This is a genomic window from Phyllobacterium sp. LjRoot231, from assembly GCF_964253365.1.
Lineage (GTDB): Bacteria > Pseudomonadota > Alphaproteobacteria > Rhizobiales > Rhizobiaceae > Phyllobacterium.
The window spans coordinates 3,244,498-3,267,883 of record NZ_CAXUQT020000001.1 but is presented as its reverse complement, the minus strand read 5'-3'; the positions used below and the strand labels follow the sequence as shown (position 1 = coordinate 3,267,883).

Below are 23,386 nucleotides of genomic sequence, written 5' to 3'. Positions count from 1 at the left end.
CTCTCGTCCTTTCCCAAGCCGGGCGATAGCCGGGTCAGATATTCGACGGCTTCTCGATTGCCTCGTTGAGATCGCGATATTCTTCGCAGGTCGTCCCGCAGATCGACTTGATGGTCTTCAGCTGGTCCTTTGCGAGATCGATCTGACCCTTGATGACATAGGCTTCGCCGAGATATTCGCGGACCTTCGCGTATTTCGGATCGAGAGCGACGGACTTCTTGTACCAGGAGATGCCTTCATCCGTCCGGCCAAGCTTGCGTGTGGCGTAACCACGGTAGTTGAGCGCTTCCTTGGTGTTCGGGTTCTTCAGCGTATCGAGCATTTCCAGCGCTTCATCGTAGCGTCCGGCCTTGGCCAAGGTGTAGGCGTACTCGGTGCGATCCTTGTCCGGAACGGCGCTGCTGGTCTTCTTGACACATTTCTTGGTCTTGGATTCCCAGACCTGGCCCTTGGGGCAGGCGGGCGTCGTGCTAGCGTCATCAGTGCCGCCACCACCGGCAGCGAAGGCCGGTATGGAAAAAGCGGTAAGGGCGAGGCTGGCGCCAAGCAGGGCCGATGTGATCGAATTTTTCATGAGTTCTATCTCCGAATGACAATCTGACATGTGGAGAACACGTCGCGCGGAGAATTATTCGGAGCGTTTGGCTGATTATTTCGAGCGCAAGACCGAGGAACGACTCGACTTGCAACAAAGCGATAAACGAACACGCCGCAATTGAATTTCCAGAAGTGGCCAAAAACTGGAATTGTTTACTCATATTGGGAAAAATTTTGACTCCCGGTGCGTTCTGCCCGGAGGAACAAGGATTTATGCTTCAGTGGAGTAAATTCGCGAATGAAAAGCGTATCCGGAAAATGAACGGTAGACCAGTCGAGCCTGTGGATGAGGCCAGCGGACAGTTCCTGCAATCATTGATTGTAAGAACCGAAGCGGGATCAACCGCGTCGACTGGCGGCAAGCGTCAGGTGCTCTCCGCAATCGAGGTCGCAAAGCAACGCGTTGCGGCTGCGAGATTGGCCGCTGACAACAGTCTTGACCGCGCCAAGGCGGCACCGAAACCGCACGAGATCACCAACCCGGCCTTCGTCGCGCTGTTCGAAGCGCATCAGCGAGACAGGGAAATGCTGTTCGAAGCCATGCGAGCGCTTGAAGCAGTACATCGGAATGCGGGACGCGATTGATTTACCAAACCAGTGGTATTTTGCGCCCGCCCTGAGTAGGGTTGGGGCATCTGTATTCGGGAAATCACAAAATGTCTGAACTCAAGATCAGGACCCGCGCCGTGGGCGCAACCTCCGTGCTGCGGCCCAAGGAACTGCCACTCGTCACCTCGGAGACGGGAGGCAAGATCGGCGTTGTGACCTCGGTTTCCGAACCCGGCTTCAACCCGATCGATTTGCTTTATAGTTCGCTGTCGGCGTGCATTGCATTGAGCGCGCGTATTGCAGCGAGCCGCCTCGGCGTTGCTGACAGGCTGGGCGAAGTTCGGGTGCATGTGACCGGCGAAAAGGCGCATGACGGGCCGTCGCGCGTGGCGCGCTTCGATATTTCCATCGAGATCGATGGCGATCTCGACAGCGCAACGAAGCACCAGATCGTCGAGGCCGCCGAGGAAATCTGCACCGTCAGCAATACGTTGCGCGGCAACGCCGATTTCGTCACGAAGCTTGCGGGCTGAACCTACGCCGCGAAGAAACGATTGGCTGGCCGTGGCAGGCCAAGGTTTTCGCGCAATGTCGTGCCTTCGTACTCCTTGCGGAAAACTCCGCGGCGCTGCAGCTCGGGAACGACCTTGTCGACGAAATCGTCGAGCCCCTCCGGCAGATATGGGAACATCACATTGAACCCGTCCGAGCCTTCCGAATGGAGCCATTCTTCCATTTCGTCGGCGATAGTGGCGGGCGTTCCGACAAAGGCAAGCCCGGAATAGCCGCCAAGTCTTTGCGCCAGTTGCCGGACGGTCAGATTCTCGCGCTGCGCCATATTGACCACGCGCTCAAGCGCGCTCTTGCTGGCGTTGGTGTCCGTGATCTCGGGCAGCGGGCCGTCTGGATCGAAATGTGAGGCATCCTGGCCAATGGCGATCGACAGTGAGCCGATCGCATTGGCGTAATGCACCAGACTATCGAGGTGGGCGCGCTTGGCCCGCGCTTCCTCGACGCTATCGCCAACCACCACGAACGCACCCGGCAGAATCTTGAGATGGTCGCGATTGCGGCCGATCTTTTCCATGCGGCCCTTCACGTCGGCGTAGAAGCGCTGGCTGTCGGATAGGCTCGACGAGGCGGCGAAAACCACCTCCGCCGTTTCCGCAGCCAGCTGGCGGCCGGGCTCGGACGAACCGGCCTGGACGATCACTGGCCAGCCCTGAATAGGGCGCGCGATGTTGAGCGGACCACGGACGGAGAGGAATTCGCCCTTGTGATCGAGCACATGCATGCGCTCGGGATCGAAATAGATGCCGCTCTCCACGTCGCGGATAAAGGCGTCGTCGGCGAAACTGTCCCAGAGGCCGGTGACGACATCGTAGAACTCGCGTGCGCGCCGATAACGCTCGCCATGCTCCATGTGGTCTTCGAGCCCGAAATTCAGGGCGGCATCCGGGTTCGATGTGGTGACGATATTCCAGCCGGCACGCCCGCCGCTGAGATGATCGAGCGAGGCGAAGCGGCGTGCCACATGATATGGCGCGTCGAAGGTCGTTGAGGCCGTGGCGACAAGGCCGATATGATCCGTCGCACCTGCCAGTGCCGACAGCAGCGTGAACGGTTCGAAGGATGTCACCGTATGGCTGCGCCTCAGCGCTTCGATCGGCATGTTGAGCACTGCGAGGTGGTCAGCCAGAAAGAATGCATCGAACTTGCCGCGTTCCAGCGTCTGGGCGAAACGCTTGAGGTGTGCGAAATTGAAATTGGCATCCGGAAACGCGCCGGGATAGCGCCACGCGCCGGTGTGAATGCTGACCGGGCGCATGAAGGCCCCGAGATGCAGTTGTTTTGACCCGCTCATGGCAGTGCCTTTCAAATATATGGACGCCCGATATTAGACTTGGGTCACGCCCTTTTTGTGTGGCCGGAAACTTCCGCTCCGGCGTTCCACGGTAGTTCCAGAAAACGAACTGCCGATACGACCCCGATGAGGCCGACGACGAAGAAGGCTATGCGAAAATCTGTCAGCGATGTGGTGACATTGCCGTGAGCCATCTGCGACAGGTTAAGAACCATGGCAGAGATGGCCACGCCGAGCAGCATCGACATCTGCTGCAACATGCTGGAAAGCGTTGAGGCCGAACTGCGCTGCGCCGCATTGATATCGGCAAAGGTCAATGTGTTGAGGGCCGTGAACTGCATGGAACGCGACAGACCCGCGATCAGCAGCAGGGTAAAGGCAACGATCTGCGGCGTGGTGGCAGATAACAGCGAACAGGCGGCAAGGGACAGCGCGGCGATCAGTCCATTGAAGCAGAGGATCGAGCGAAAGCCAAAACGCCGGAGCAGCGGCGTGGTGACGACTTTCATGCCGAGATTGCCGATGAAGTAAACCAGAATGAACGTGCCGGTCTTGATCGCGCTGAAACCGAACCCGACTTGGAACAGCAGCGGCAGCAGGAATGGGGCTGAGTTTATCGAGACGCGCCCTGCCGTTCCGGATGCTGCCGTGGCGATGGCGAATGTGCGTACTTTGAAAACTGACAGATCAAGCAGCGGGTGTTTCGACTTTAGGAAATGCTGGGCCGCCACGATGGATAGCAGCGAACCACCGGCAAGCATGGCGATAGCAACGTAGAATTCATGGATGCCGTGCGTGAAGGATTCGAGGCTGGTGAGGACCAGCGCCAGACCCGCGGCGGAAAGCACGAAGCCTTTCATATCGAACTTCGGAACGGACGTTTCCCGATGGTCCGGAACGAACCTTAGGACCAGCAGAATGCCGAGCATGCCGAGCGGTATGTTGATCAGGAAGTTCCAGTGCCAGCTGAAATAGGTGGTGATGAAACTGCCAAGGACAGGACCGATGACAGGCGCGAACAGGGCGGGCCATGTAATGAGGGCGATGGCGGAAACGAGCTCCGACTTTTCCGCGTTGCGTAGCACGATCATGCGCCCAACCGGCGTCATCAAGGCGCTGCCCACGCCCTGGACCGCCCGCGCGCCGACGAATTGCCACAAGGTTTCGGAAAGTCCGCAAACAAGCGAGGCGATCGTGAAGATCGCTATCGCCGCAAGAAAGACATTGCGTGCGCCGAAGCGATCACCCAGCCAGCCGGAAATGGGGATAAAGACTGCCATGGACAGCATATAAACGGTGATGCCGATGCTCATCGCCACAGGCTCGATGCCGAATGACAGCGCCATCTGGGGCAGGGAGGTGGTGATGATCGTCCCGTCAAGCATTTGCATGAAGAAAGCGACTGCAACAACGAGAGCGACAAGGCGCGGTTGCCGCGCTGTGACGGCTGTTTCCTCGCCGTCCGATAGTGCAGTCGTCATTTCAATTCCTCAGTGCATTCATGCGGGATGGCTACGACGCTGCGCAGCCAATAATCAAAGTGCCGGGCCCGCAATTCAGGCCCGGCAACCGGATTTGTCAACGCCGATCGAGCTATTGATTGGCGTCGAGTTCCTTGTAAGCAGCGTCTAGATAGCTGGTATCGACCCATTTGCTGTAGTCGATCGTTCCTTTCAGGAGCTTCGCCTCGGCCATGAATTTCTCTTCTTCCTTCAGCGCGGTCAGCGCTTCGTCGGTGATCTTCGGGTCCTGATAGAACACGCCGTCCTTGTAGGTCTTGCGAACCGATTTTTCCGAGGATTTCGTCTCGTCAACGAAGATCTTGATCGTGTCTTCCGGGTGCGCATCGGCCCAGCGTGAAATTTGTATGTCGACTTTCAAAAGTCGTTTGACAAGGTCAGGGTACTTTTCGGCGAACGCGCCATTGACGGAAATGACGTTCGGCACGGCCCACTCGGGGTGCTCCGACCCATCGAGAAGAATGCGTGCCTGGCCGGTATCGACCAGTTTCGCCGCCGTGCTGTCTGTCTCGACAATCGCGTCGATGTCGCCGCGAAGAAGCGCAGGTCCTGAAGCCTCGAAGGGAAGGTTGAGCGATTCGACGTCGTCGGTTTTCAATCCTGCGCCTTTCAGCGCCTTGCTGAAATTCGAATGGCGCACGGTGCCTGCGAGATATGCGACCTTCTTGCCCTTCAGATCCGCCACCGTTTTCAGGGGCGAGTTCGTCGGTACGATGATGGCCGAACCGCCGGTTTTGACGAAGCTCGAAAGGCCGATCAGCTTGACATCGGCGCCCGATGCCGCAACGCGCAGAGCCGGGTTGTTTCCGGTATAGGTCACCTCGATCGCTCCCGTCGCCAGAGCCGTCGTCGCTTCGGAGCCGCCGCCGGTGAAGGTCACCAGCTCGACCTTGATGCCATCCTTGGCGAATTCCTTTTCCAGCCAGCCATCATGCTGGGCCAGAATGAACTTCAGATGGCCCGGAGCAGTACTGCCGATACGGATAACGTCCGGCTTGTCCTGCGCGATGGCTGAGAGGGTGAGACTTGTCAGGCCAAGCAGCGAGGCGGCAATGGCCTTTATCAGGGTTCGGCGCAGAACGCCGTTGTTTGAAATTGTCATAGTCAGGTTCCTTCGTTGGCGTTCTTGTAAAATGCGCAGATTTCAGTGAGGTGAGGTGTCGGATTGGCCCATCCATGAGGTCGCCCAACGCTCGAACCAGACCAGCAGGTAATTCACGATCAGGCCGATCAGCGTCATGGTGAGAATACCGGCATACATGTCGCCGGTTTCCATCATCAGCTGCGATTGCTGGATCAGATAGCCGAGGCCTGATTTTGCGGCGAGCATCTCGGCCCCAATGACGGCGAAGATGGAAGACTTCACCGCGAGCCGTGCACCGGCGACAATCGACGGTATGCTGGCGGGCAGGATCACTTTCCTGAAGAGATCGAGATCGGAGGTCCCCATTGAGCGCGCAGCCTTCAAGAGCAGCGGGTCCACTGCCTTGACCCCGCTGATCGTATTCACCAGCAGGAAGAACACGGAGGAATAGAATGTGATCGCGATCTTCGAGGCTTCGCCGATGCCGAGCAGGAGAATGAACACCGGCAGCAAGGCAAATTGCGAGGTGTTGCGCAGTGTCTGAACCAGAAGATCGGAGATCTTCTCGAAGAGAGAATAACGGCCCATCAGGAAGCCGAGCGGAACGGCAACGACGGTTGCCAGACCAAATCCGATCGCGGCGCGTTGCAGGCTGATGCCGATATGTTTGGCCAGCACGCCGCTTTCCGCCAGCCCTATCCATGACCGGCAAACGTCGCTGAGCGGCGGAAAGAAGATCGGATTGAGCCAACCGAGGCGAGGGGCGATTTCCCACAACAGGAAAAATAGCACGAGCAAGGGCAGGCCATAGCTGAAGGTCCCATCGCCACGGGCTGCCTTGTGCTTGCGGGCAGATCGGACAGGGCTGGAGGTTTTCCGTGCCGTAGGCAAGAGCCTAATGCCAATGCCGGGTTTCTCGCTGATATAGGCCATGGTTCTGTTCCCTGGATTTCTAGTTGGCGTAGGCAGGCGACAGCGCCCAGTCCTTTTGCGCCTTGTTGACTTCGTCCCGCAGTGCTTCCCAAACCCGAGCACGATGCGCATTGAATTCCGTGCTGGATCGAATGTCGCCATCGCGTGGGCGCGGCAGATCGATATTGATGATCTCCTTCACAGTGCCGGGCCGCGCCGTCATCACCACGATGCGGTCGGCGAGATAGATCGCCTCATCGATGGAGTGGGTGACGAAGATCACGGTGGTGTTGATCTTCTCCCAAATCTTCAGGAGTTCGCTCTGCAGGATTTCGCGTGTCTGTGCATCGAGAGCGGCGAAAGGTTCGTCCATGAGCAGCACTTCGGGATTGCTCGCCAAGGCGCGGGCGATCGCCACGCGTTGCTGCATGCCGCCGGAAAGTTGATTGGGATAGCGATCCTCAAAGCCCGAGAGCCCGAATAGAGCGAGGAAATATCGTGCCCGATCGGTGCGCTCGCGCTTCGGGACGCCGCGGACTTCGAGCGCATATTCGATATTCGACAGCGCGGTGCGCCAGGGAAAGAGCGCATATTGCTGGAACACATAACCGGTTTTCGGGTCGGGCTTGGTGATGGTTGTGCCATCCAGTTGCACGATGCCCTTGGTCGCCAGCGTCAGCCCGCCAATGATATCGAGCAGGACTGATTTGCCGCTACCGCTCGGACCAACAAGGGTGATGAACTCGCCTTTACGGATGTTCAGGTCCACGCCGTCGAGAACGGTAACGCGATCAGTCTCTTCGCCGTCGACAGTCACATATTGACCGGGCTTGAGCTGGAACGTCTTCCTGATATCCGAAACAACGATACGGTCCATGATCATTCTCCTTCAGACGGCCGCGACACGGATGCGGTGCGTCGGGTCATTTTCGGTTCCGCCTGCCTTGCCGCGTTTCCAACCCAGGGCGCGCGCATAGCTTCCAAACAAATTGCGTTCTTCGACCTCCGCTTCGCTGATCGGCAGCGGACCTTCGGCGCGATGCGCAACATAGAGCGCGTCGGTCGGGCAATAGATTTCGCAGAGGTAACAGGTCTGGCAATCGTCCTGCCGCGCGATGATCGGCGCCGAGTCCGGTACGGCGTCGAATACATTCGCAGGGCAGACCTTCACGCAGATATCGCATTCAATACAACGGCTTGTGGAGACAACTTCAATCATGACGCGATACCCTCGCGGCTCAGATGCGCCTCACCGATGCGGATCGCATCGACACCGCTAACGAGGATACGCCGGACAAAGGCAGGATCATTGCCGGGACGATCGCCGCGCCGGTGCATGCCACGGCTCTCACTACGAGCCAGTGCGGAGGCAAGCGACCAGCGCGCCGAGGCTGTGATCGATGCGGCTTCACGGCTGCGCAAGCGGTCCACACCCTCGGCGTAAAGATGCTGACGTACATCGTCCCACAGGCTTTCCAGCCGCTCGCTACTGGTGTGCAAGGTTGTACCGTCGCGAAAATAATTCTTTTCAAGCGGGATGACTTCAGCGCGAACGGCCTCAATGATGTCTGCAGTGCGCAGATCCGCCCGAGCATTTCCGGCGGGGCTCAGTCCTGCTTCGCCGAGAGGTTTCGACACTGAACGAAATGCTTTTCGCGGGGATTTGCGCGCGTGGGTCGATGCGCCTTTTCCCGACCACCAGCCGCTGGCGATGGCCCAAGACGAATTGACTGCACCACCGCCCGAAACAGCACCCGTCATGTTCTCGCGGCTCGCAGCATCGCCTGCCACGTAAAGTCCGGGAACGCCGGTGCCGCAATCGGCTGTCGCCAGCATGATGCCGCCCGTGCCGCGTACAGTGCCTTCGGCCCGCAATGTGATGCGGAACAGATCCTTAAACGGATCGATGCCCGCGCGGTCATGCGGCACGAAGCAATTGGGCTGGCCGCGGCGCAGCCAATCCTGCAAGGCGGGCTCGGCGTGATCGAGACGCGCGAAAACCGGTCCTTCGATCAACGCCCTTGCAATGTCCTTCTCGCGTTCGCCGATGCCATTGGTAACTTGTTCGCCATTGGCATCGAGGAGCGGCGATCCGTCCTCGCGGTAGAATGAAGCCCACCGATAGGGAAGGCCCTTGTTCAGCGATGTTTCATAGGGGGCAAGCGTGTATTTTCCCGTGAACTCCATGCCGGAAAGATGCGCCCCCGCTTCAGCAGCCATGAGATAGCCATCGCCGGTGAGGCCGGTCGCGCCGAGAATACGCTCATGGAAGGCGCAGCCGCCTGTCGCGAGCACGACGGCTTTGGCATCGACGCTCCAGTCGCGATTGCGTTGTCGGTCAATGCCGCTAGCGCCTGTGATCGCATCGCCATTGGACAGAAGTTCGAGGGCAGGGTGATGGTCGAGGACAGTGACCCCGGCTTTGAGTACACGCCGGCGCATGAAGCGCATGTAATCGGGACCGCGAAGATTGGCGATATAGAGTTGACCATCATCCTTGTGCGGAAAAAGATAGCCCCATTCGGAAAGCTTCAGCAGGTTTTCGTAGGCCTGATCGACACAACGCAGCATCCAGCGCTGATCCGCAAGTCCGCCGGTACGCTGCCAGCGGCGCTCAACGGCCTGACCACGGTTTTCGCCCGGCGGAACGCACCAGGTTCCCGTGTTCGAAGGAGCAGTGGCACCGCTTGTGCCGAGATAGCCCTTGTCAGCGAGGACAACGCGTGCACCGTCTTCGGCAGCCGCCAGCGCCGCCCATGCGCCGGAAGGCCCGCCGCCAAGCACCAGCACATCCGCCTGCAAATGCAGCGGATCATTGCCGGTCGATTTCAACCGATCAGACGACGACATGCGATCTCCGGTGATTGGACGCGGGGCCGCCAAACCCGATCGGGTCTGGCGATGTGTTCAATGTTCTCAGGCAGCGTGGGAGAGGGAGGACGGCTCATTGCCTTCCACCCATTTGATGTTGCAGCCGATAGACGCGATCTGCGTTGCGGATGGATTGTTGCCGACAAGCACCGCATCGACGGCATCCCTCAAATCCGCGCCGGTAACCGGCTTACCATTGCCGGGGCGGGCGTCGTCGAACTGGCCGTGATAGGCCAGGCAGCGCTCCGCATCGAACAGAAACAGATCAGGCGTACAAGCCGCGCCATAGGCCTTGGCGACCGTCTGCGACTCGTCCTTCAGGTACGGGAACGAATAGCCGAAATTGGCGGCTTCCTCGCCGATGCGCGCAAGCGTTTCCTCCGGGTGGGCCTTGGCGTCATTGCTGTTGATGGCGACGATCTGCAATCCCTTCGGCGCATATTCGAGCGCGAACTGTGCCAGCGCCTCACGCAGCAGCACGACGAACGGGCAGCGGTTGGAGATGAATGCGACGAGCAGTGCAGGCTTTTCGGAGAAGCTCGAAAGTTCGTACAACTTGCCATTCGCATCAGGCAAAATGAAATCAGCGGCCTTGGTACCGAGTGTGATCGGGTTTGATTCTGTCTTAGGCATTGTGCGCTCCCATTGGTCAAAAACGGCGATGGCAGTGCTCATCCGGAGAGGCCGGAGAACAAGAAGCTGCCAGACGCCAATACTCTACTGAAATGGTAGTGTATGGAGAGGCATAATTTTTTGGAGATTGCGGAATAATGAAAATTATCGTGCTGCCGCGACGGTCACGATAAAATGAGAGGCCAAAAAAATAGCCAGATCGCTGAATTCATGGAGAACGACAGACTCAGGGTTGCGAAGAAAGCGCAATTCAACCTGAGGCTTTTTTGTCGCGCCATGCAGAAAAACGAAAAGACGTATGGCTATCGCCTGCGTCGAGGACTATATCGGCCTCATCCCAAGCCGCCGCCACGCGCTTATCATATCTGCGGTTTCTGTCGGTTCGACCCCAACCGTGCCATCGAGAGCTATTCCAACGATGTCAGACCAGACTTGTCAGGTCGCAACAGGCCAGTCGAGCGTGCCTCAAGGGGCCATGCTCAAACCGGCCGCACCCAATTTTCGCCTTATCGCCCTCATCATCGCCAGCGCCATGTTCATGGAGCAGCTGGACGCGACAGTACTTGCGACCGCTCTGCCGACAATGGCACGCGATTTCGGCGTAAGTCCGCCATCAATGAGCATCGCACTGACCTCCTATCTGCTGAGCTTGGCGATCTTCATTCCTGCCAGCGGTCGGGTGGCCGACCGGTTCGGCTCCCGCACCGTATTCCGCACGGCGATCGCGGTTTTCACGCTCGGCTCCATCCTTTGTGCGCAAGCGCCGAACCTGACATTCCTGGTGCTGGCCCGGTTGATCCAGGGGCTTGGTGGCGCCATGATGATGCCGGTCGGGCGCCTCGTTCTCATGCGCAGCGTCCAGCGCAAGGACTTCGTCGCGGCCATGTCCTGGCTATTGGTTCCAGCGTTGATTGGACCGATCCTCGGACCGCCCGTCGGCGGCCTGATCGTCACCTATCTGGATTGGCGCTGGATTTTCTACATCAATGTTCCGATCGGCATTCTCGGGTTCATCCTCGTTTCAATATACATCGAGGAGTTCAAGGGCGAATCGAAAGGCCCATTCGATACGATCGGACTGTTCCTTTCCGGCGTTTCGCTTGGCTCTCTGCTTTTCGGCTTCGAAATGTCCAGCCGCAGCGGCGAGGCCGGGACATCCATCCTTCTCATTGCTGTCGGGCTGGTCTTCGGCGCCGCCTATCTGCGTCATGCACGCAGGCACCCGTCGCCGATACTCGATTTTTCCCTCATGCGGGTTCCAAGCTTCAACGAGTCCGTCATCGCTGGATCGCTGACGCGCATTACCCAAGGGGCGCAGCCTTTCCTGTTGCCTCTGATGCTGCAGTTGCAGTTCGGTCTCTCGGCAGCCTCGGCAGGCGGCATCGTCGTGGCTACGGCACTCGGATCGATGATGATGAAGGCGACGGCGGGGAAAATCCTCAAGAGATACGGTTTCCGCAACAGCCTGGTCGTCATTGGGTGGATTTCCACGCTCGGCTACGCGCTCTGTGCGTTCTTTCGTCCGGATTGGCCGATCTGGCTTATCTTCACAATCCTGTTCTTCTGCGGGTTCTTCATGTCGTTCCAGTTCACCGCCTACAATATTGTCGCCTATGACAAGATTGAGCGGGACCGCATGAGTTCGGCAACAAGTTTCTACACGACGTTCCAGCAATTGATGCTTTCGCTCGGTATCTGCGTTGGAGCACTGGCCCTGAACACATCGATGCTTGTGCAGGATCACACAGACCCCAAGCTTGGCGACTTTTCCGTGGCGTTTCTCGTCGTGACGGCCATTTCGCTCACCGCAACGATCTGGAACATGCGCTTCTCGCCCTCGGCGGGCTCTGATATCAGCGGGCATCAGGCATAGGCGCGTCCAGCGATTCAGCAGAGTACCTTGCCGGGATTCATGATGCCGTTGGGATCTAGCATGGCCTTGATCGAGTGCATGAGGGCGAGCTTCACTGGATCAACAAGTGCGTGCAGGTCCTGGCGTTTGTCGAGACCGATGCCATGCTCTGCCGAGAACGATCCGCCGATTTCGCGCAGATTGGCATAGACGATTGCCTTGGCCGTATCCTTGTCCAGCGCCCCCGCAACGCCGACATGCAGATTGCCATCACCGAGGTGCCCGAACGCAAAGCCGCGAACATCGGGGCCAAGCGCCGCGATGCCTTCATTGAACCGGGTCAACCATGTTTCGAGTTCCTGCAACGGAACGGAAATGTCGAACCAGTGGCCGTGCGGATGAACGCGATCGACCACGCTGCTGTCCTCGCGGATATTCCAGATCTCGTTGCGCTCCTTCTCGCTCTGGGCAAGGATGGCATCGGCAACGATATCCGCATCGACCGCCTGTGCCAGGGCTTCTTCCAGGGCCAACTGGGCGGATCGCTGGTCAAAAGCCTCGATCTCTACTATCAGGTAGGCAGGGGTTTCAGTGAAAGCAGCAAGAGCGGCTGGTCCAAGATTTGCCGAGGCCAGTGCAAAATAGTCCCGCGCCATGAACTCCGCACGCAGTAGGTCAAGGCTGTGATGCAGGCGGCGAAACAGAGCCACCACATCCGTCGCCGAGGGGCAGGCGACAAGTGCCGTCGCAGTGAATTCATCGGCCGGTGCCAGCCTGATCACTGCTCGCGTTATGACACCGAGCGTGCCCTCGGCTCCGATGAACAATTGCTTCAGATCATAGCCTTCGTTGGATTTCGTCACCTGCGACATGTCGCTCATGATTCTGCCATCGGGCAGCACCACCTCGAGACCGAGCACACGATGACGCATGACACCGTGGCGAAAGGCGTCCATGCCACCGGCATTGGTCGAGATCATGCCGCCGATCGTGGCGCTGCCACGCGAGGCAATATCGATGCCCGTCGTGAGGTTTACCTTGGAGGCAGCTACCTGGAGCGATTGCAATGTGACGCCGCTCCCGACAGTGGCAGTTCCGGCTGCGGCAGATAAGGATTCGATCCTGTTCATGGCAGCGAGAGAGAGAATGATTTCTCCGGCGGCCGATACGCCGCCGCCCACCAGCCCGGTACGGCCACCATGCGGCACGACGGCAATACGGTGCTGGTTGCAAAGGCGAAGCACCGACGCGACTTCATCGGTATTTCTCGGGACCACCATCACGCCGGCATCGAGATTGCGTTCGTCGGAGCCCGGATGGATGAGGCTCAATGCGTCGCCGGTCTTCACGCCAGTGGCGCCGACGATCAAGCGCAGTTCATCGAGAACGTTGTCTGCAATCATTGCGGATCTGTCGTCCTGCGCCGGTCGATGAAAATTCTAAAGGCGAGAATGACTGCCGTGATTACAATCAGCAAGACCGAGATCGCGGCGATGGCCGGATCGATATTGTCGCGCAAGCCCATCCACATCAGACGGGGCAGGGTGATGGCATTCACGCTGGTGATGAACAGTGTGACGCCGATTTCTTCCCAGGACAGCACGAAGGAAAGGAGCGCTGCAGTTGCGATGCCAAACTTGATGTTCGGAATGATGATCCCGAAGGCTCGCGTTGCCAGATTGGCGCCGAGCCCACGCGCTGCAAGGTCAATGCGGCGATCGACCTGATACAGCGCGACGAGGATGAGCACCACCGCAAAGGGTGTGATCATCACGGCATGGGCGAGCGCTACGCCCAGCCATGTGTCGTAGCCGATCCAGCTGTTGAAACTCGATAGCGTCGTCATCAGGAAATACAGTGTCATGGCCGAAACAACGGGCGGAACCACCAGCGGCAAGAGTACGAAGCCGATCAGCAGCGCCGAAAAGCGCGGCTGAAACATCCAGATGCCAAGCCCGAACATGGTCGCGAGTGCGGTTGCGATTGCGCTCGACAGAATGCCGATGCGCAGGCTGAGCAGGATGCTCTGGCCCCAGGCGGGGTTGTCGATCAGCGCCTGATAGTGCCGCAGCGACAATGTGCCGGAGGGCATGGACAGAAAGCGCGCCGGTGTGAATGATACCGGAACCACTGCAATGAGCGGCATCAGCAGGAATAGGGCGACTGCAGTAGAGACGATCAAAATGACGGGACCTGGACGGGACGGATTCATATTATCCAACCAGATGTGCGGGTTTTATGAAGCGTCGCATCAACGCGAGAAGGGCGCCGATGAACAGCACGAGGACAACGCTGATCGCGGCACCGAGACCCCAATCCGGGCTCTGAAAGATGCGAAGATAAACCAGTTCCGCGACCATGACGCTGCGGCCGCCGCCGAGGATGGCAGGCGTGACGAAGAAACCGAGAGCAAACACGAAGACGATGAGCGCCGCGCCGATCAACCCGCCATAGGTCAGCGGCACGAAGACAGTCCAGAAGATACGCGTTCGCGATGCACCCATTCCACGTGCGGCGAGCAGTACGCGCTCATCGATGCTGCGCATGGCCGAAGCTATCGGGAATACCGCAAAGGGGATGAGGAAATGCGTCATGCCGATGATGACGCCAAGCTCATTGCGTGCCAGCGCCAGCGGCTCGCTGATGATTCCCGCCGATTGCAGCCACGTGTTGACGAGTCCGCGATTGGACAGCATCGCCAGCCAGCCAAAGGCGCGCGTTAGTACCGATATCCAGAATGGCACCAGGATACAGAACTCGGCCAGCATGCGCTGAACCGAACTGCCCCGAACCCAGACATAGGCGATTGCATAGGCCGTCACAAGCACGGCGGCAGTCACGATCAGGCAAATACGCAAGGTCCGGATGAAAACGGACTGGACAAGCGGATCAGTCAGCAGCGCCCGATATTGGCCGAGACCGACTTCGGGCATGGTGAAACTCCAGCGGACGACACCCAAAAAGGGAACGACATAGGCAAGCCCAAGGAACAGCAACAGCGGCGCCAGCAACAGGATCTTTCTGGAGATGGCCGACTTTCCGATCATTCACTTTCCTAGCGTTATGAATCAAAGGCTTGGCGCGAAAACTTCAATTTCCGCGCCAAGGGCGATCAAGCCGAGATGACTTTCGTGTATTCGTCGAACGCCTTGCCGTAATTCTCGGCATACCATTCCATGTCGAGCGGAATCTGCTTCGACATATTAGCGGGATCCACAGGGTTGATACGCTTCTTGTCCGCCGGGATCAGCGCGTCGGTCGCGGGATTGGCCGGCCCTTGACCGAGCATGTTGAACATCTCGAGCTGCCGCTCCGGTGTCTGCGCGCTGGCGATGAATTTCATCGCATTGTCCTTACCGCCGGGGTTACCCTTCATCACGCCGAGCGCGCCGGGAGAAATCAAGCCCTGATCCCAGATGAACTTGATTTTGCCGCCGGAATCCTGCTCGAGCAATGAGGCGCGCGTCGACCAGATGAGTGCCATAGACGCTTCGCCATCCATCAGGACAGACTGGCTCTCCGCGCCGCCGCCCCAATAGGCCACGACATTTTCCTTGAACGCCGCAATCTTGTCATGCGCACGCTTGAGATCGAGCGGATAGAGTTTTTCGGGTGCAACACCATCGGCGAGGAGCGCCGCTTCCCACATTGCCGAGCCCCATTTATAAAGCGATCGTTTGCCGGGGAATTTCTTTACGTCGAAGAAGTCGGCCATACCCGTTGGAGCCTGATCGCCGAATTTCGAAGAGTCGTACGCGATGATGTAGGAGAAGAAATAGGTCGAGGCAGCGTGGTCCCAGCCAAAGCCTGGCCGCATCTTGTTCTTGTCGACGATCTTGTAGTCGATCTCTTCCAGCATGCCCTGCTTGCCGAGAGAAATGCCGGAGAATGGATCGATATCCAGCAAGTCCCAGCTCGGCTTGCCGCTCTTGAACTGGGCGGTGATGGCGCCTTCCGTCGGACCAGAGCCGTCCATCTTGACGGTCACGCCGGTCTCCTTCGTGAAGGGCTGACCATAAGCCTTGTCATAGGCCGTCATGGCATCGCCGCCCCAGTTGACCAGAACGAGTTCCTTAGCCTGAGCGTAAGAACCGGTCGAACGTAGAAGTGCTGGAGCGCCTGCCAAGAACATTGCCGCCATCTGGGTAAAGCGCCGACGGCTGATTTCCCCATTCTCGACCTTGCTGGCGAGTATTTCGAGGCAGTCCTTTTGAAATGCATTATCCATTTTGTTTCCCTCTGGATTGTTATTGGTACATTCCCGAATGCTGCCTAACCTCCGTCAGGCAACAAAAAGCCTTGGTGTACCGGCCACGAAACCCACACATCGGATTGTGGCGCGATGGGTGATGTCAGTGCGGTGGGCATCGAAACCGCAAGACTGGTTCCGCTGCGCGTTCGCAAATGATATTTAGTCGATGCGCCGAAATATGTGGCGCCTTCGACCCGGCAAGTGATGGCGTTGCAATCTGCCGTTTGCGGCGATGCCGAGATGAACATATGCTCGGGCCGGACAGCGGCAACGGCTTTTTTACCCGCCAGAGTAATGGATTTGTTGAGGACGATGGTCCGGTCCTCGAATTTGCCTGCAGCACGTTCGCCATTCAGTTCCACCGTATCGAGCGGAAGGAGATTGATCTCGCCGAGGAACTCGGCGACGAAGCGATTGGACGGCCGCTCATAGACATCCTGCGGCTTGCCGACTTGCAAGAGCTCGCCATGATTGAAAATGGCGACACGCGACGAGAGTGCGAGTGCTTCGGACTGGTCGTGCGTAACGAAAACGAACGTCGTGCCAGTCTCCTGATGCAGGCGTTTGACTTCCTGCTGCATCATTTCGCGCAGGTTCTTGTCGAGGGCCGAAAAAGGCTCGTCCAGCAGGAGGACGGCGGGTTCGAACACCAGAGCGCGGGCGAGGGCCACGCGCTGTTGCTGGCCGCCGGAAAGCTTGGCCGGGAGTTTCTTTTCGTGGCCACCAAGGCCGACGCGCTCCACCATCTCGCTGACTTTTTGCTTGACGTCGGCGGATGAACGGCCGCGCACCTTTAGCGGAAAGGCGATGTTCTGCTCGACGGTCAGATGTGGGAACAGCGCGTAACCCTGAAACACCATGCCGTAGGATCTGTCCTCGGCTGGTACGTCGGTGATGTCCTTGCCGTCCATCATCAAACGGCCGGTGGTCGGAGCCGTGAAACCGGCAAGGATCATGAGAAAGGTCGTCTTGCCCGACCCGGATGGGCCAAGGAGGGTGAGAAACTCGCCGCGACCAATGTCGAGCGAGAGGTTTTTCAGCGCATGGAACGCGCCGAACGTCTTGCCAATCGATACAGCATTGATCTCGGCGGCTTTCGCATCGCCCGGTTGCATGCTTTGAGGCATTGAGACCTCTTTCCCCTGCTTTTGTAAGAAGCCTAGGCACAATCCGCGGTTACGACAATTGAATTATATTACCGCGATACGTGAATGAAATTCACGCCAGCTCGCGATAGTGCTCATGGCTTCGTTTCAGGCATTGCGGGTTTGCGACAGGCGCGATTTCAACCATTCCGTGAATGCAAGCTGGGCTGGGTGATCAATTCTCGCATAATCGGTGACGAGGAAATAGGATTTCGGTGATTTGATGCTGAGATCGAACGGCCGGATGAGTTGACCTGCTCTCATGGCTTTGCGGCAAGTAAGCTCATCGCCCATGGCAATGCCTTGTGCCGTGATCGCCGCCGAGTAGACGAGGTTCATGTCGGAGAATACGATTCCCCGCTCCGAATCCGGATTATCGACATTGGCGAGGGCGAGCCAGCGGGTCCAATCCTCGAAATCGCCAAGGTGCAGCAATGGCGCGCGCAAGATGTCCTTGGGTTCGGCGATGCCGCCGAGATTGTTGAGGAGAACCGGGCTGCACAGCGGCGTAAACTCCACCTCGCACAGGAGCTCGACCGAGCGGTTTGGCCAATTGCCATCGCCAAACGCGATGAAGAGATCGACGCTGGCATCGCTGACATCGTCGAGCTTGCGCGGCGTGATAATCCGCAACGCAACGTCCGGATATTTCTCCTGAAACTCGGCGACATGAGTGCACAACCAAAGCGACGCGAAGCCCGCAGTGCAGCTGATACACAGGGACCCGCCGGTACCCGCTGGGCTTTGCCGCCCCCCTGCGTCATCGATGACAATCAGCGCCTTGCGCACATCATTGGCATATTTGCGGCCGCGCGGCGTCAGTGTGACACCCTTGCCATCCCGTTGCAGAAGTTCGAAGCCAAGATCGCGTTCGAGCAGGCGCAACTGATGACTGACAGCGCTGCGGGTCAGATGCAATTCTTCCGCCGCCCGCCAGACGCTGCCATGCCTAGCGAAGCTTTCCAGCGCGCGAAGTGCCTGGGTGGATGGTATCCGCATCAATGGTCCTTGGAGGATAGGTGAATGGAATTTGCACGTTTTGAAAAAACATATCACTTTTTGTCCCGCCTTCCAGATGATTATCTCCCGGCAGCGGGAGACAGAATTTGATCACAGCAGCAGCGGCATCGGCATTGAATTTCGTTGACGATCACAAGGCTGATCTGTCGTCCTGGACCCGTACGATCTTCGATTTTGGCGAAACCGCGTGGCGCGAATATCAATCGGTGGGTTGGTATGTGACGCGGCTGCGCGAAGAAGGTTTTGATGTCGAGGCAGGCTCCGGCGGCATGCCGACGGCCTTCTGCGCCCATTGGACGAACAAGGCCGGTACGAACGGCAAGTCGCCGACAATCGGCATGTACGCCGAGTATGATGCGGTGCCGGGCAACTGCCAGGATGCGTCGACGGTCAAGCGGCCGCGGCCGGGACTGAACGAGCACGCGGGCGGACATACGGACCCGCATTCGGGGCTCGGTATATCCAGTCTTGGCGGTTTGCTGGCAACCAAGGCCGCCATGGAAAAGCATGGCATTGCCGGGACGTTACGGTTTACTGGTGAACCCGCCGAGAAGGTGCGCGGTTCCAAGCCGATCCACGCCGCCAAGGGCTATTATGACGGGCTGGACGGCATGATCTCGTTCCATCCGTTCTATATGCTGCCGCTGTGCAATACGGTCCGCTGGGATACCCATTGCGGGGCGGCCTATTCGATGATCTACCGCTTTGTCTGCGATCAGCCGGAGCGATGGGGACTGAGTGATGGCGCGCCCATCCCGCAATCCCATTCGGCGGTTCGTGCGCCCGGCGCCAATGATGCGCTGATGATGATGTATATGACGTCGAAGGCGCTGCGCGATTCCATGCTGCCGCACCAGGGCGGCTGGTCGATCAGCGAAGCAATTCTCACGGCGGGGCAGGCGACAGCCGACAACCTTCCTGCGAGCCTCGCCGAAATCCAGTACATGATGCGCGTGCCGACAATTGCCATGGCGGAACAGGTTACCGCGGCGCTCGACCGCAATGCCGATCACGCGGCGGCAATGACAGGCTGCCGTGTCGAACGCCACTGGGTCTGCAAGTCGCGCCCCGGCCTGGCAAATCATGCCATGGCCGAAATCACCTGGGAGGCGCTCAACATTGCCGGTGTGCCGCGCTGGAGTGAAGCGGCGAGGGTCGTTGCTCGGGAGATTCAGGTGAGTGCCGGCGTTGAGGCAATGGAGCGGCCGTTCATCGACGAATGTGAGATGCTTATATCGCCACAGGAGGCCGAAGCGATCCTGCGCCGCGATCTGCCGCCATCGCAGATCAATTCTACGTCGGACGACTATACGGACATGACCTGGCACGCGCCGACGGCACGCTTTTACGTGGCGCGACCAGCTCTGAAGGCGCCGAAAGGTTTCGCATATCCAAGCTGGGTGACGAACGCGCTCGGCGGCATCCCGGAAACAATCGACCCGATGGTTGCGTGCGCTGCAAAGACGGTGGCGTTGACGGCCTTGCGCCTGCTTGAGGACGAAGGCGCGCGGAAACAAGCCGAGGACGAATTTGTCCAGCGGACAGCGGGCGGCATTGGGGGTGACAAATGGATCGCCCCGCTTTGCGACTATGAGCCGCCAATCCATTTCCGCTGGCCGGAATATGTAACGACTACGCGCGGGCGCGAGTGGTGGATACCCAATGCGCCACAATAAGGAGACAGTCTATGACACGTCACGAACAGGGCGTTGAGGCCGACGCATTCACATTGAAACGCCGCAATCCGAACGGTGGTACCAGGCCGCTGAATGGCTGGGGCTTCCGCAACGAGACCGACCCCCTGACCGATGTGCTCCTCGGCTCGCCAGCGTTCCTGCGTCACATGGCGACGAGTTCGCTGTCGCGCAAACATCTGCGCGAGGCGCCTTGCAACATCCAGACCGCGCAGGCCCAGCACAAGGAGCTGGTTGCGGCCTATGAGCATTTTGGTGTGAAGATCCACTGGCATGAACCGGAGCCGGAGCTGGCGATGCAGGTCTATTCACGCGATTCGAGCGTGATGACGCCTTATGGTGCGATCATTACGGCCATGGCGAATTGGTGGCGGCGCGGCGAAAACTACGCTGCCATCCGCACCTACGAACGGCTGGGAATCCCGATCTACGACATGGTCACGGCCGGGACTTTCGAAGGCGGTGATTTCAACGTGATCGAGGAGGGTTGTGTCCTGATCGGTTGCGGCGGCGCCCGCACACAGGAGGAGGGCGCCCGTCAGGTTGAAGAATGGTTCCGCAAGGAGGGCTGGGAAACGCGTCTGGCGTTCATTGACGAATACTATGTCCACATCGACCTGATGGTTGTGCCGATCGCGCCGAAACTGACTGCTGTCTGCCTTGCCTGCACCGAGCCTGCTATCGTCGACTGGCTGAAATCCAAGGGTCACGAAATCATCGACGTGCCGTTCCAGGATACGATGAATCTTGGCTGCAATTTTATGTCGCTCGGCAAGGATCGCATCATCGCGCCAACGTCGAGCAAGGCCCTGATTGAAAAGCTCAAGGCAACCGGCTTCGAAGTGGCCGCGGTTGACATGAGCGAAATCTCCAAGACCGGTGGTGGTATTCATTGCATGGCGCAGGCGCTTTTGCGTTCACCGGAATAGGAATCGCAGAACGCTCAGATCGCTGGACCCGAAGCGGATTGAATAATCTGCACGCCGTTGATCTTGTAAGTGCCATCAGACTGCTTCACGAGTTGGTAGATGGCAGTCCAGTCCTTGCCATCTGCTCCTGTGATCAAGACCTCCTGGATAACCTCATCTCCGGCGACCTTACTTCGACCGAACGCAAAATTGCCTGGCCGATAAACCGGCTGGTAGGCTTTCTTGACCATCTCAAAAAAGAGAGACTGATTGAGAAATTTCTCCTGTATCGCTGGCGAGGCGAAAGAAAATGCAGTACTCGCGTCGTCTTTCAGAAACGCCTCGATTTGCTGTTTTATGATTGATTGAGCCGTATCGACCGGCTCCTCGGCAAAGGAAATCGCAGGCACAGCGAATAATAGCAATGAGCCTATAGCCAATCCCAAACAAAACGCTCTGGCCATATTCGTCCTTCGCGATCAGTTCCCCGTCACCGGACCTTTCGGTATAATATACGCTTTCGTGATCACCCGGAATTGAATTTCACTCAGCAAGGCGCCATTCTGCCGAATCGAATGAGGAGTGTCTCAAATGCAAACGGTAAGGTCCTCGGCTTTCGCGATGGTTTTTTCAGTTGCGGTGTCTACATTTGGGTGGGGTGCAGCGGTAGCAGCAGATTGCGGCAGTATGGCTTCGCCAGGCTTGGACTGGAGTGAGTGCAACAAGAAAAACATCATCATACCTGGGAGCAATCTGGAGGGAGCCAATCTGGCTGGAACCGATTTTATTGCAACAGATCTAGGCAATTCCAACCTGAAGTCTGCAAACTTCGAAAAGGCCAGCTTGATGCGGGCATCCTTGGCGGGTGCCAAAGCCGAGAATGCCAACTTCTCAAGGGTTGAAGCCTATCGATCAAGTCTCAACAATATTTCTGCCGATGGCGCATCTTTCGCCAGCGCGGAATTTCAGCGTGCCGATTTCAGCGGGGCGAGTCTCAAGAAAGCAAACTTTGAGAAGGCAGAACTCGGGCGCGCGAATTTCCAAAAGGCAATATTGACGGACGCGCGGTTTTCGCTTGCCAATCTTTCGCGTGCCGACCTTACAGGTTCCACTCTCGACGGCAAACCGGTTTTCGACAAGGCATTCATGTTCCGTACGAGAATAGAAGGCGTAGATCTCACGGCTGCTCAGGGCCTGCAGCAGCCGCAGATCGAGCTGGCGTGCGGCGACGAGTCGACCAAGCTTCCCGCTGGGCTATCGGCACCCGGCAGCTGGCCATGCACAGCCGATTGAGTGGCATGTTTTAGGCGTTTTCTAAGAACGCCGAGTGGATGCCGATCACCCGCTGACGGGGTCAATTTTGCATGCCGAAACATACCATGGATCGGCGACTGCGCGCTTTAATGAGCGGTTTTCCGCTCTCAGTTGACTGTGGCAATCTCCGTTGCGCCTTGTGCTGCTTAACAATGTTACCAATAGCCGACCCGCATGTAGGCACCAGTCGAATGAGGCCAGCGACATTTCATATTCGGTATCAGGAACGCACATTCTGCTGCTGTACAAACCATCGGTAAGTCTCAGCAAGGCCCAGTTCGAACGAGACAGTTGGGTGCCAGCCCATCTCTTGGAGTTTTGTCACATCCATACGTTTCAGCATTGTCCCGTCTGCCCTAGCATTGTCCCAAACTATCCTGCCCTTAAAGCCTACAACATGGCAGATTGCATCGGCCAGTTCGGCGATGCTCATATCCTTGCATGTTCCCACATTTATAGGTGTGTCGCCGGAGTAGTGTTGCAATAGAAAGGCACAGGCATCGGCAAGATCATCAACATGTAAGAATTCTCGACGTGGACGTCCGCTACCCCAGCAGACCACCTCACTGTCGCCACGCAGCTTCGCTTCGTGGAATCGGCGAAGCATGCCCGGAATTACGTGGCTGAAATCTGGATGGAAGTAGTCGTTCGGACCGTAGAGATTGGATGGCATCACACTGAAGAAGTTAGCGTCGTACTGCTTCCGGTAAGCCTGGCAGAGCTTTATGCCAGCTATTTTCGCGATCGCGTACCATTCATTGGTTGATTCCAATGGTCCGGTAAGCAAGGCTTCCTCGGGAATCGGCTGCGGCGCATCCCGGGGGTAAATGCAGGACGAACCGAGAAACAACAACCGCTCAACGCCCGCAAGATATGCTGAGTTGATCAGATTCGCCTCTATCATGAGATTTTCATAAAGAAACATTCCGGGATAGGATTCGTTTGCAACGATTCCGCCCACTTTGGCGGCGGCCACGACAACGACATCCGGCCTGGTTTCCCGAATGAAGCGATCGACAGCAGCTTGGTTGACTAGGTCGACGTCCTCGCGGTCGGCCGTTACCACCTCACACTGCTCTCTTGCCAAGCGACGCACGCAGGCGGAACCCACCATGCCTTTGTGGCCAGCGACAAACACTTTTTTTCCTGCAAGCAAGAAATCAGCCATTTT

General features: G+C 58.0%; 23 protein-coding genes. 6 read left to right on the top strand and 17 right to left on the bottom strand.

The genetic code is table 11. The features are described 5' to 3' along the window. Positions 1 to 34: 34 nt before the first annotated feature. Positions 35 to 583 (bottom strand): tetratricopeptide repeat protein, encoded by a 549-nt coding sequence (locus ACSQ3H_RS16100; protein ID WP_436119470.1) that lies wholly within the window; start codon positions 581 to 583, stop codon positions 35 to 37. A gap of 272 nt (positions 584 to 855) precedes the next feature. Here ACSQ3H_RS16100 and ACSQ3H_RS16095 point away from each other — a divergent pair, with 272 nt between their 5' ends. Both ACSQ3H_RS16095 and ACSQ3H_RS16090 read left to right on the top strand, forming a co-directional pair. Further along, entirely contained in the window at positions 856 to 1,182 is a 327-nt protein-coding gene (locus ACSQ3H_RS16095; protein WP_436117976.1) for a hypothetical protein, read from the top strand. A 71-nt stretch (positions 1,183 to 1,253) separates the two neighbouring features. Continuing rightward, positions 1,254 to 1,679 carry an OsmC family protein gene (locus ACSQ3H_RS16090; protein WP_436117975.1) on the top strand — a complete coding sequence of 142 codons (426 nt, stop codon included), beginning with the start codon at positions 1,254 to 1,256 and terminating at the stop codon, positions 1,677 to 1,679. A gap of 2 nt (positions 1,680 to 1,681) precedes the next feature. Here ACSQ3H_RS16090 and ACSQ3H_RS16085 read toward each other — a convergent pair whose 3' ends face one another. From ACSQ3H_RS16085 to ACSQ3H_RS16050, 8 genes are all read right to left on the bottom strand, one after another. Beyond that, a complete protein-coding gene (locus ACSQ3H_RS16085) occupies positions 1,682 to 3,010 on the bottom strand; it encodes an LLM class flavin-dependent oxidoreductase (RefSeq protein ID WP_436117974.1) in 1,329 nt (442 codons plus the stop codon). A gap of 44 nt (positions 3,011 to 3,054) precedes the next feature. After that, positions 3,055 to 4,491 (bottom strand): MFS transporter, encoded by a 1,437-nt coding sequence (locus ACSQ3H_RS16080; protein ID WP_436117973.1) that lies wholly within the window; start codon positions 4,489 to 4,491, stop codon positions 3,055 to 3,057. 112 nt (positions 4,492 to 4,603) lie between these two features. Further along, positions 4,604 to 5,632, bottom strand: coding sequence for an aliphatic sulfonate ABC transporter substrate-binding protein (locus tag ACSQ3H_RS16075; protein WP_436117972.1), 1,029 nt, complete (start codon positions 5,630 to 5,632; stop codon positions 4,604 to 4,606). A 42-nt stretch (positions 5,633 to 5,674) separates the two neighbouring features. Then, a complete protein-coding gene (locus ACSQ3H_RS16070; protein WP_436117971.1) occupies positions 5,675 to 6,547 on the bottom strand; it encodes an ABC transporter permease in 873 nt (290 codons plus the stop codon). A 19-nt stretch (positions 6,548 to 6,566) separates the two neighbouring features. Further along, positions 6,567 to 7,403 (bottom strand): ABC transporter ATP-binding protein, encoded by an 837-nt coding sequence (locus tag ACSQ3H_RS16065; protein WP_436117970.1) that lies wholly within the window; start codon positions 7,401 to 7,403, stop codon positions 6,567 to 6,569. A gap of 12 nt (positions 7,404 to 7,415) precedes the next feature. Then, a complete protein-coding gene (locus ACSQ3H_RS16060) occupies positions 7,416 to 7,745 on the bottom strand; it encodes a 4Fe-4S binding protein (RefSeq protein WP_436117969.1) in 330 nt (109 codons plus the stop codon). Beyond that, the gene (locus ACSQ3H_RS16055) at positions 7,742 to 9,376 is read right to left on the bottom strand and encodes an FAD-dependent oxidoreductase (protein ID WP_436117968.1); all 1,635 of its coding nucleotides are present in this window, start codon (positions 9,374 to 9,376) and stop codon (positions 7,742 to 7,744) included. The genes ACSQ3H_RS16060 and ACSQ3H_RS16055 overlap by 4 nt, the downstream gene beginning before the upstream one ends. A 66-nt stretch (positions 9,377 to 9,442) precedes the next feature. Beyond that, positions 9,443 to 10,030, bottom strand: coding sequence for a thioredoxin family protein (locus ACSQ3H_RS16050; protein ID WP_436117967.1), 588 nt, complete (start codon positions 10,028 to 10,030; stop codon positions 9,443 to 9,445). Positions 10,031 to 10,448: 418 nt separating this feature from the next. Between ACSQ3H_RS16050 and ACSQ3H_RS16045 the strand changes: the two genes are divergently transcribed. Then, complete coding sequence (locus ACSQ3H_RS16045; RefSeq protein WP_436119469.1) at positions 10,449 to 11,903, top strand: DHA2 family efflux MFS transporter permease subunit; 1,455 nt, start codon at positions 10,449 to 10,451, stop codon at positions 11,901 to 11,903. 14 nt (positions 11,904 to 11,917) lie between these two features. Here the strand turns inward: ACSQ3H_RS16045 and ACSQ3H_RS16040 are convergent, their stop codons facing one another. The 6 genes from ACSQ3H_RS16040 to ACSQ3H_RS16015 all read right to left on the bottom strand — a co-directional run bounded on the left by ACSQ3H_RS16040 (position 11,918) and on the right by ACSQ3H_RS16015 (position 18,278). Then, a complete protein-coding gene (locus ACSQ3H_RS16040; RefSeq protein ID WP_436117966.1) occupies positions 11,918 to 13,285 on the bottom strand; it encodes an FAD-binding oxidoreductase in 1,368 nt (455 codons plus the stop codon). Next, a complete protein-coding gene (locus ACSQ3H_RS16035) occupies positions 13,282 to 14,094 on the bottom strand; it encodes an ABC transporter permease (protein ID WP_436117965.1) in 813 nt (270 codons plus the stop codon). The genes ACSQ3H_RS16040 and ACSQ3H_RS16035 overlap by 4 nt, the downstream gene beginning before the upstream one ends. A gap of 1 nt (position 14,095) precedes the next feature. Further along, the gene (locus ACSQ3H_RS16030; protein ID WP_436117964.1) at positions 14,096 to 14,929 is read right to left on the bottom strand and encodes an ABC transporter permease; all 834 of its coding nucleotides are present in this window, start codon (positions 14,927 to 14,929) and stop codon (positions 14,096 to 14,098) included. Positions 14,930 to 14,994: 65 nt separating this feature from the next. Next, positions 14,995 to 16,110 (bottom strand): ABC transporter substrate-binding protein, encoded by a 1,116-nt coding sequence (locus ACSQ3H_RS16025; RefSeq protein ID WP_436117963.1) that lies wholly within the window; start codon positions 16,108 to 16,110, stop codon positions 14,995 to 14,997. A 44-nt stretch (positions 16,111 to 16,154) separates the two neighbouring features. Next, a complete protein-coding gene (locus tag ACSQ3H_RS16020; RefSeq protein WP_436117962.1) occupies positions 16,155 to 17,261 on the bottom strand; it encodes an ABC transporter ATP-binding protein in 1,107 nt (368 codons plus the stop codon). A 126-nt stretch (positions 17,262 to 17,387) separates the two neighbouring features. Next, a complete protein-coding gene (locus ACSQ3H_RS16015; protein ID WP_436117961.1) occupies positions 17,388 to 18,278 on the bottom strand; it encodes a LysR substrate-binding domain-containing protein in 891 nt (296 codons plus the stop codon). A 107-nt stretch (positions 18,279 to 18,385) separates the two neighbouring features. Here ACSQ3H_RS16015 and ACSQ3H_RS16010 point away from each other — a divergent pair, with 107 nt between their 5' ends. Both ACSQ3H_RS16010 and ACSQ3H_RS16005 read left to right on the top strand, forming a co-directional pair. Then, positions 18,386 to 19,975 (top strand): amidohydrolase, encoded by a 1,590-nt coding sequence (locus tag ACSQ3H_RS16010; RefSeq protein ID WP_436117960.1) that lies wholly within the window; start codon positions 18,386 to 18,388, stop codon positions 19,973 to 19,975. Between the two features lie 11 nt (positions 19,976 to 19,986). After that, a complete protein-coding gene (locus tag ACSQ3H_RS16005; protein WP_436117959.1) occupies positions 19,987 to 20,922 on the top strand; it encodes a dimethylarginine dimethylaminohydrolase family protein in 936 nt (311 codons plus the stop codon). Positions 20,923 to 20,936: 14 nt separating this feature from the next. Here the strand turns inward: ACSQ3H_RS16005 and ACSQ3H_RS16000 are convergent, their stop codons facing one another. Beyond that, positions 20,937 to 21,365 (bottom strand): DUF4864 domain-containing protein, encoded by a 429-nt coding sequence (locus ACSQ3H_RS16000; protein ID WP_436117958.1) that lies wholly within the window; start codon positions 21,363 to 21,365, stop codon positions 20,937 to 20,939. Positions 21,366 to 21,522: 157 nt separating this feature from the next. Between ACSQ3H_RS16000 and ACSQ3H_RS15995 the strand changes: the two genes are divergently transcribed. Next, positions 21,523 to 22,194 (top strand): pentapeptide repeat-containing protein, encoded by a 672-nt coding sequence (locus tag ACSQ3H_RS15995; protein ID WP_436119468.1) that lies wholly within the window; start codon positions 21,523 to 21,525, stop codon positions 22,192 to 22,194. A gap of 241 nt (positions 22,195 to 22,435) precedes the next feature. Here the strand turns inward: ACSQ3H_RS15995 and ACSQ3H_RS15990 are convergent, their stop codons facing one another. Beyond that, positions 22,436 to 23,383, bottom strand: a complete 948-nt coding sequence (locus ACSQ3H_RS15990; protein WP_436117957.1) for a GDP-L-fucose synthase family protein — start codon at positions 23,381 to 23,383, stop codon at positions 22,436 to 22,438. Positions 23,384 to 23,386 lie beyond the last annotated feature (3 nt).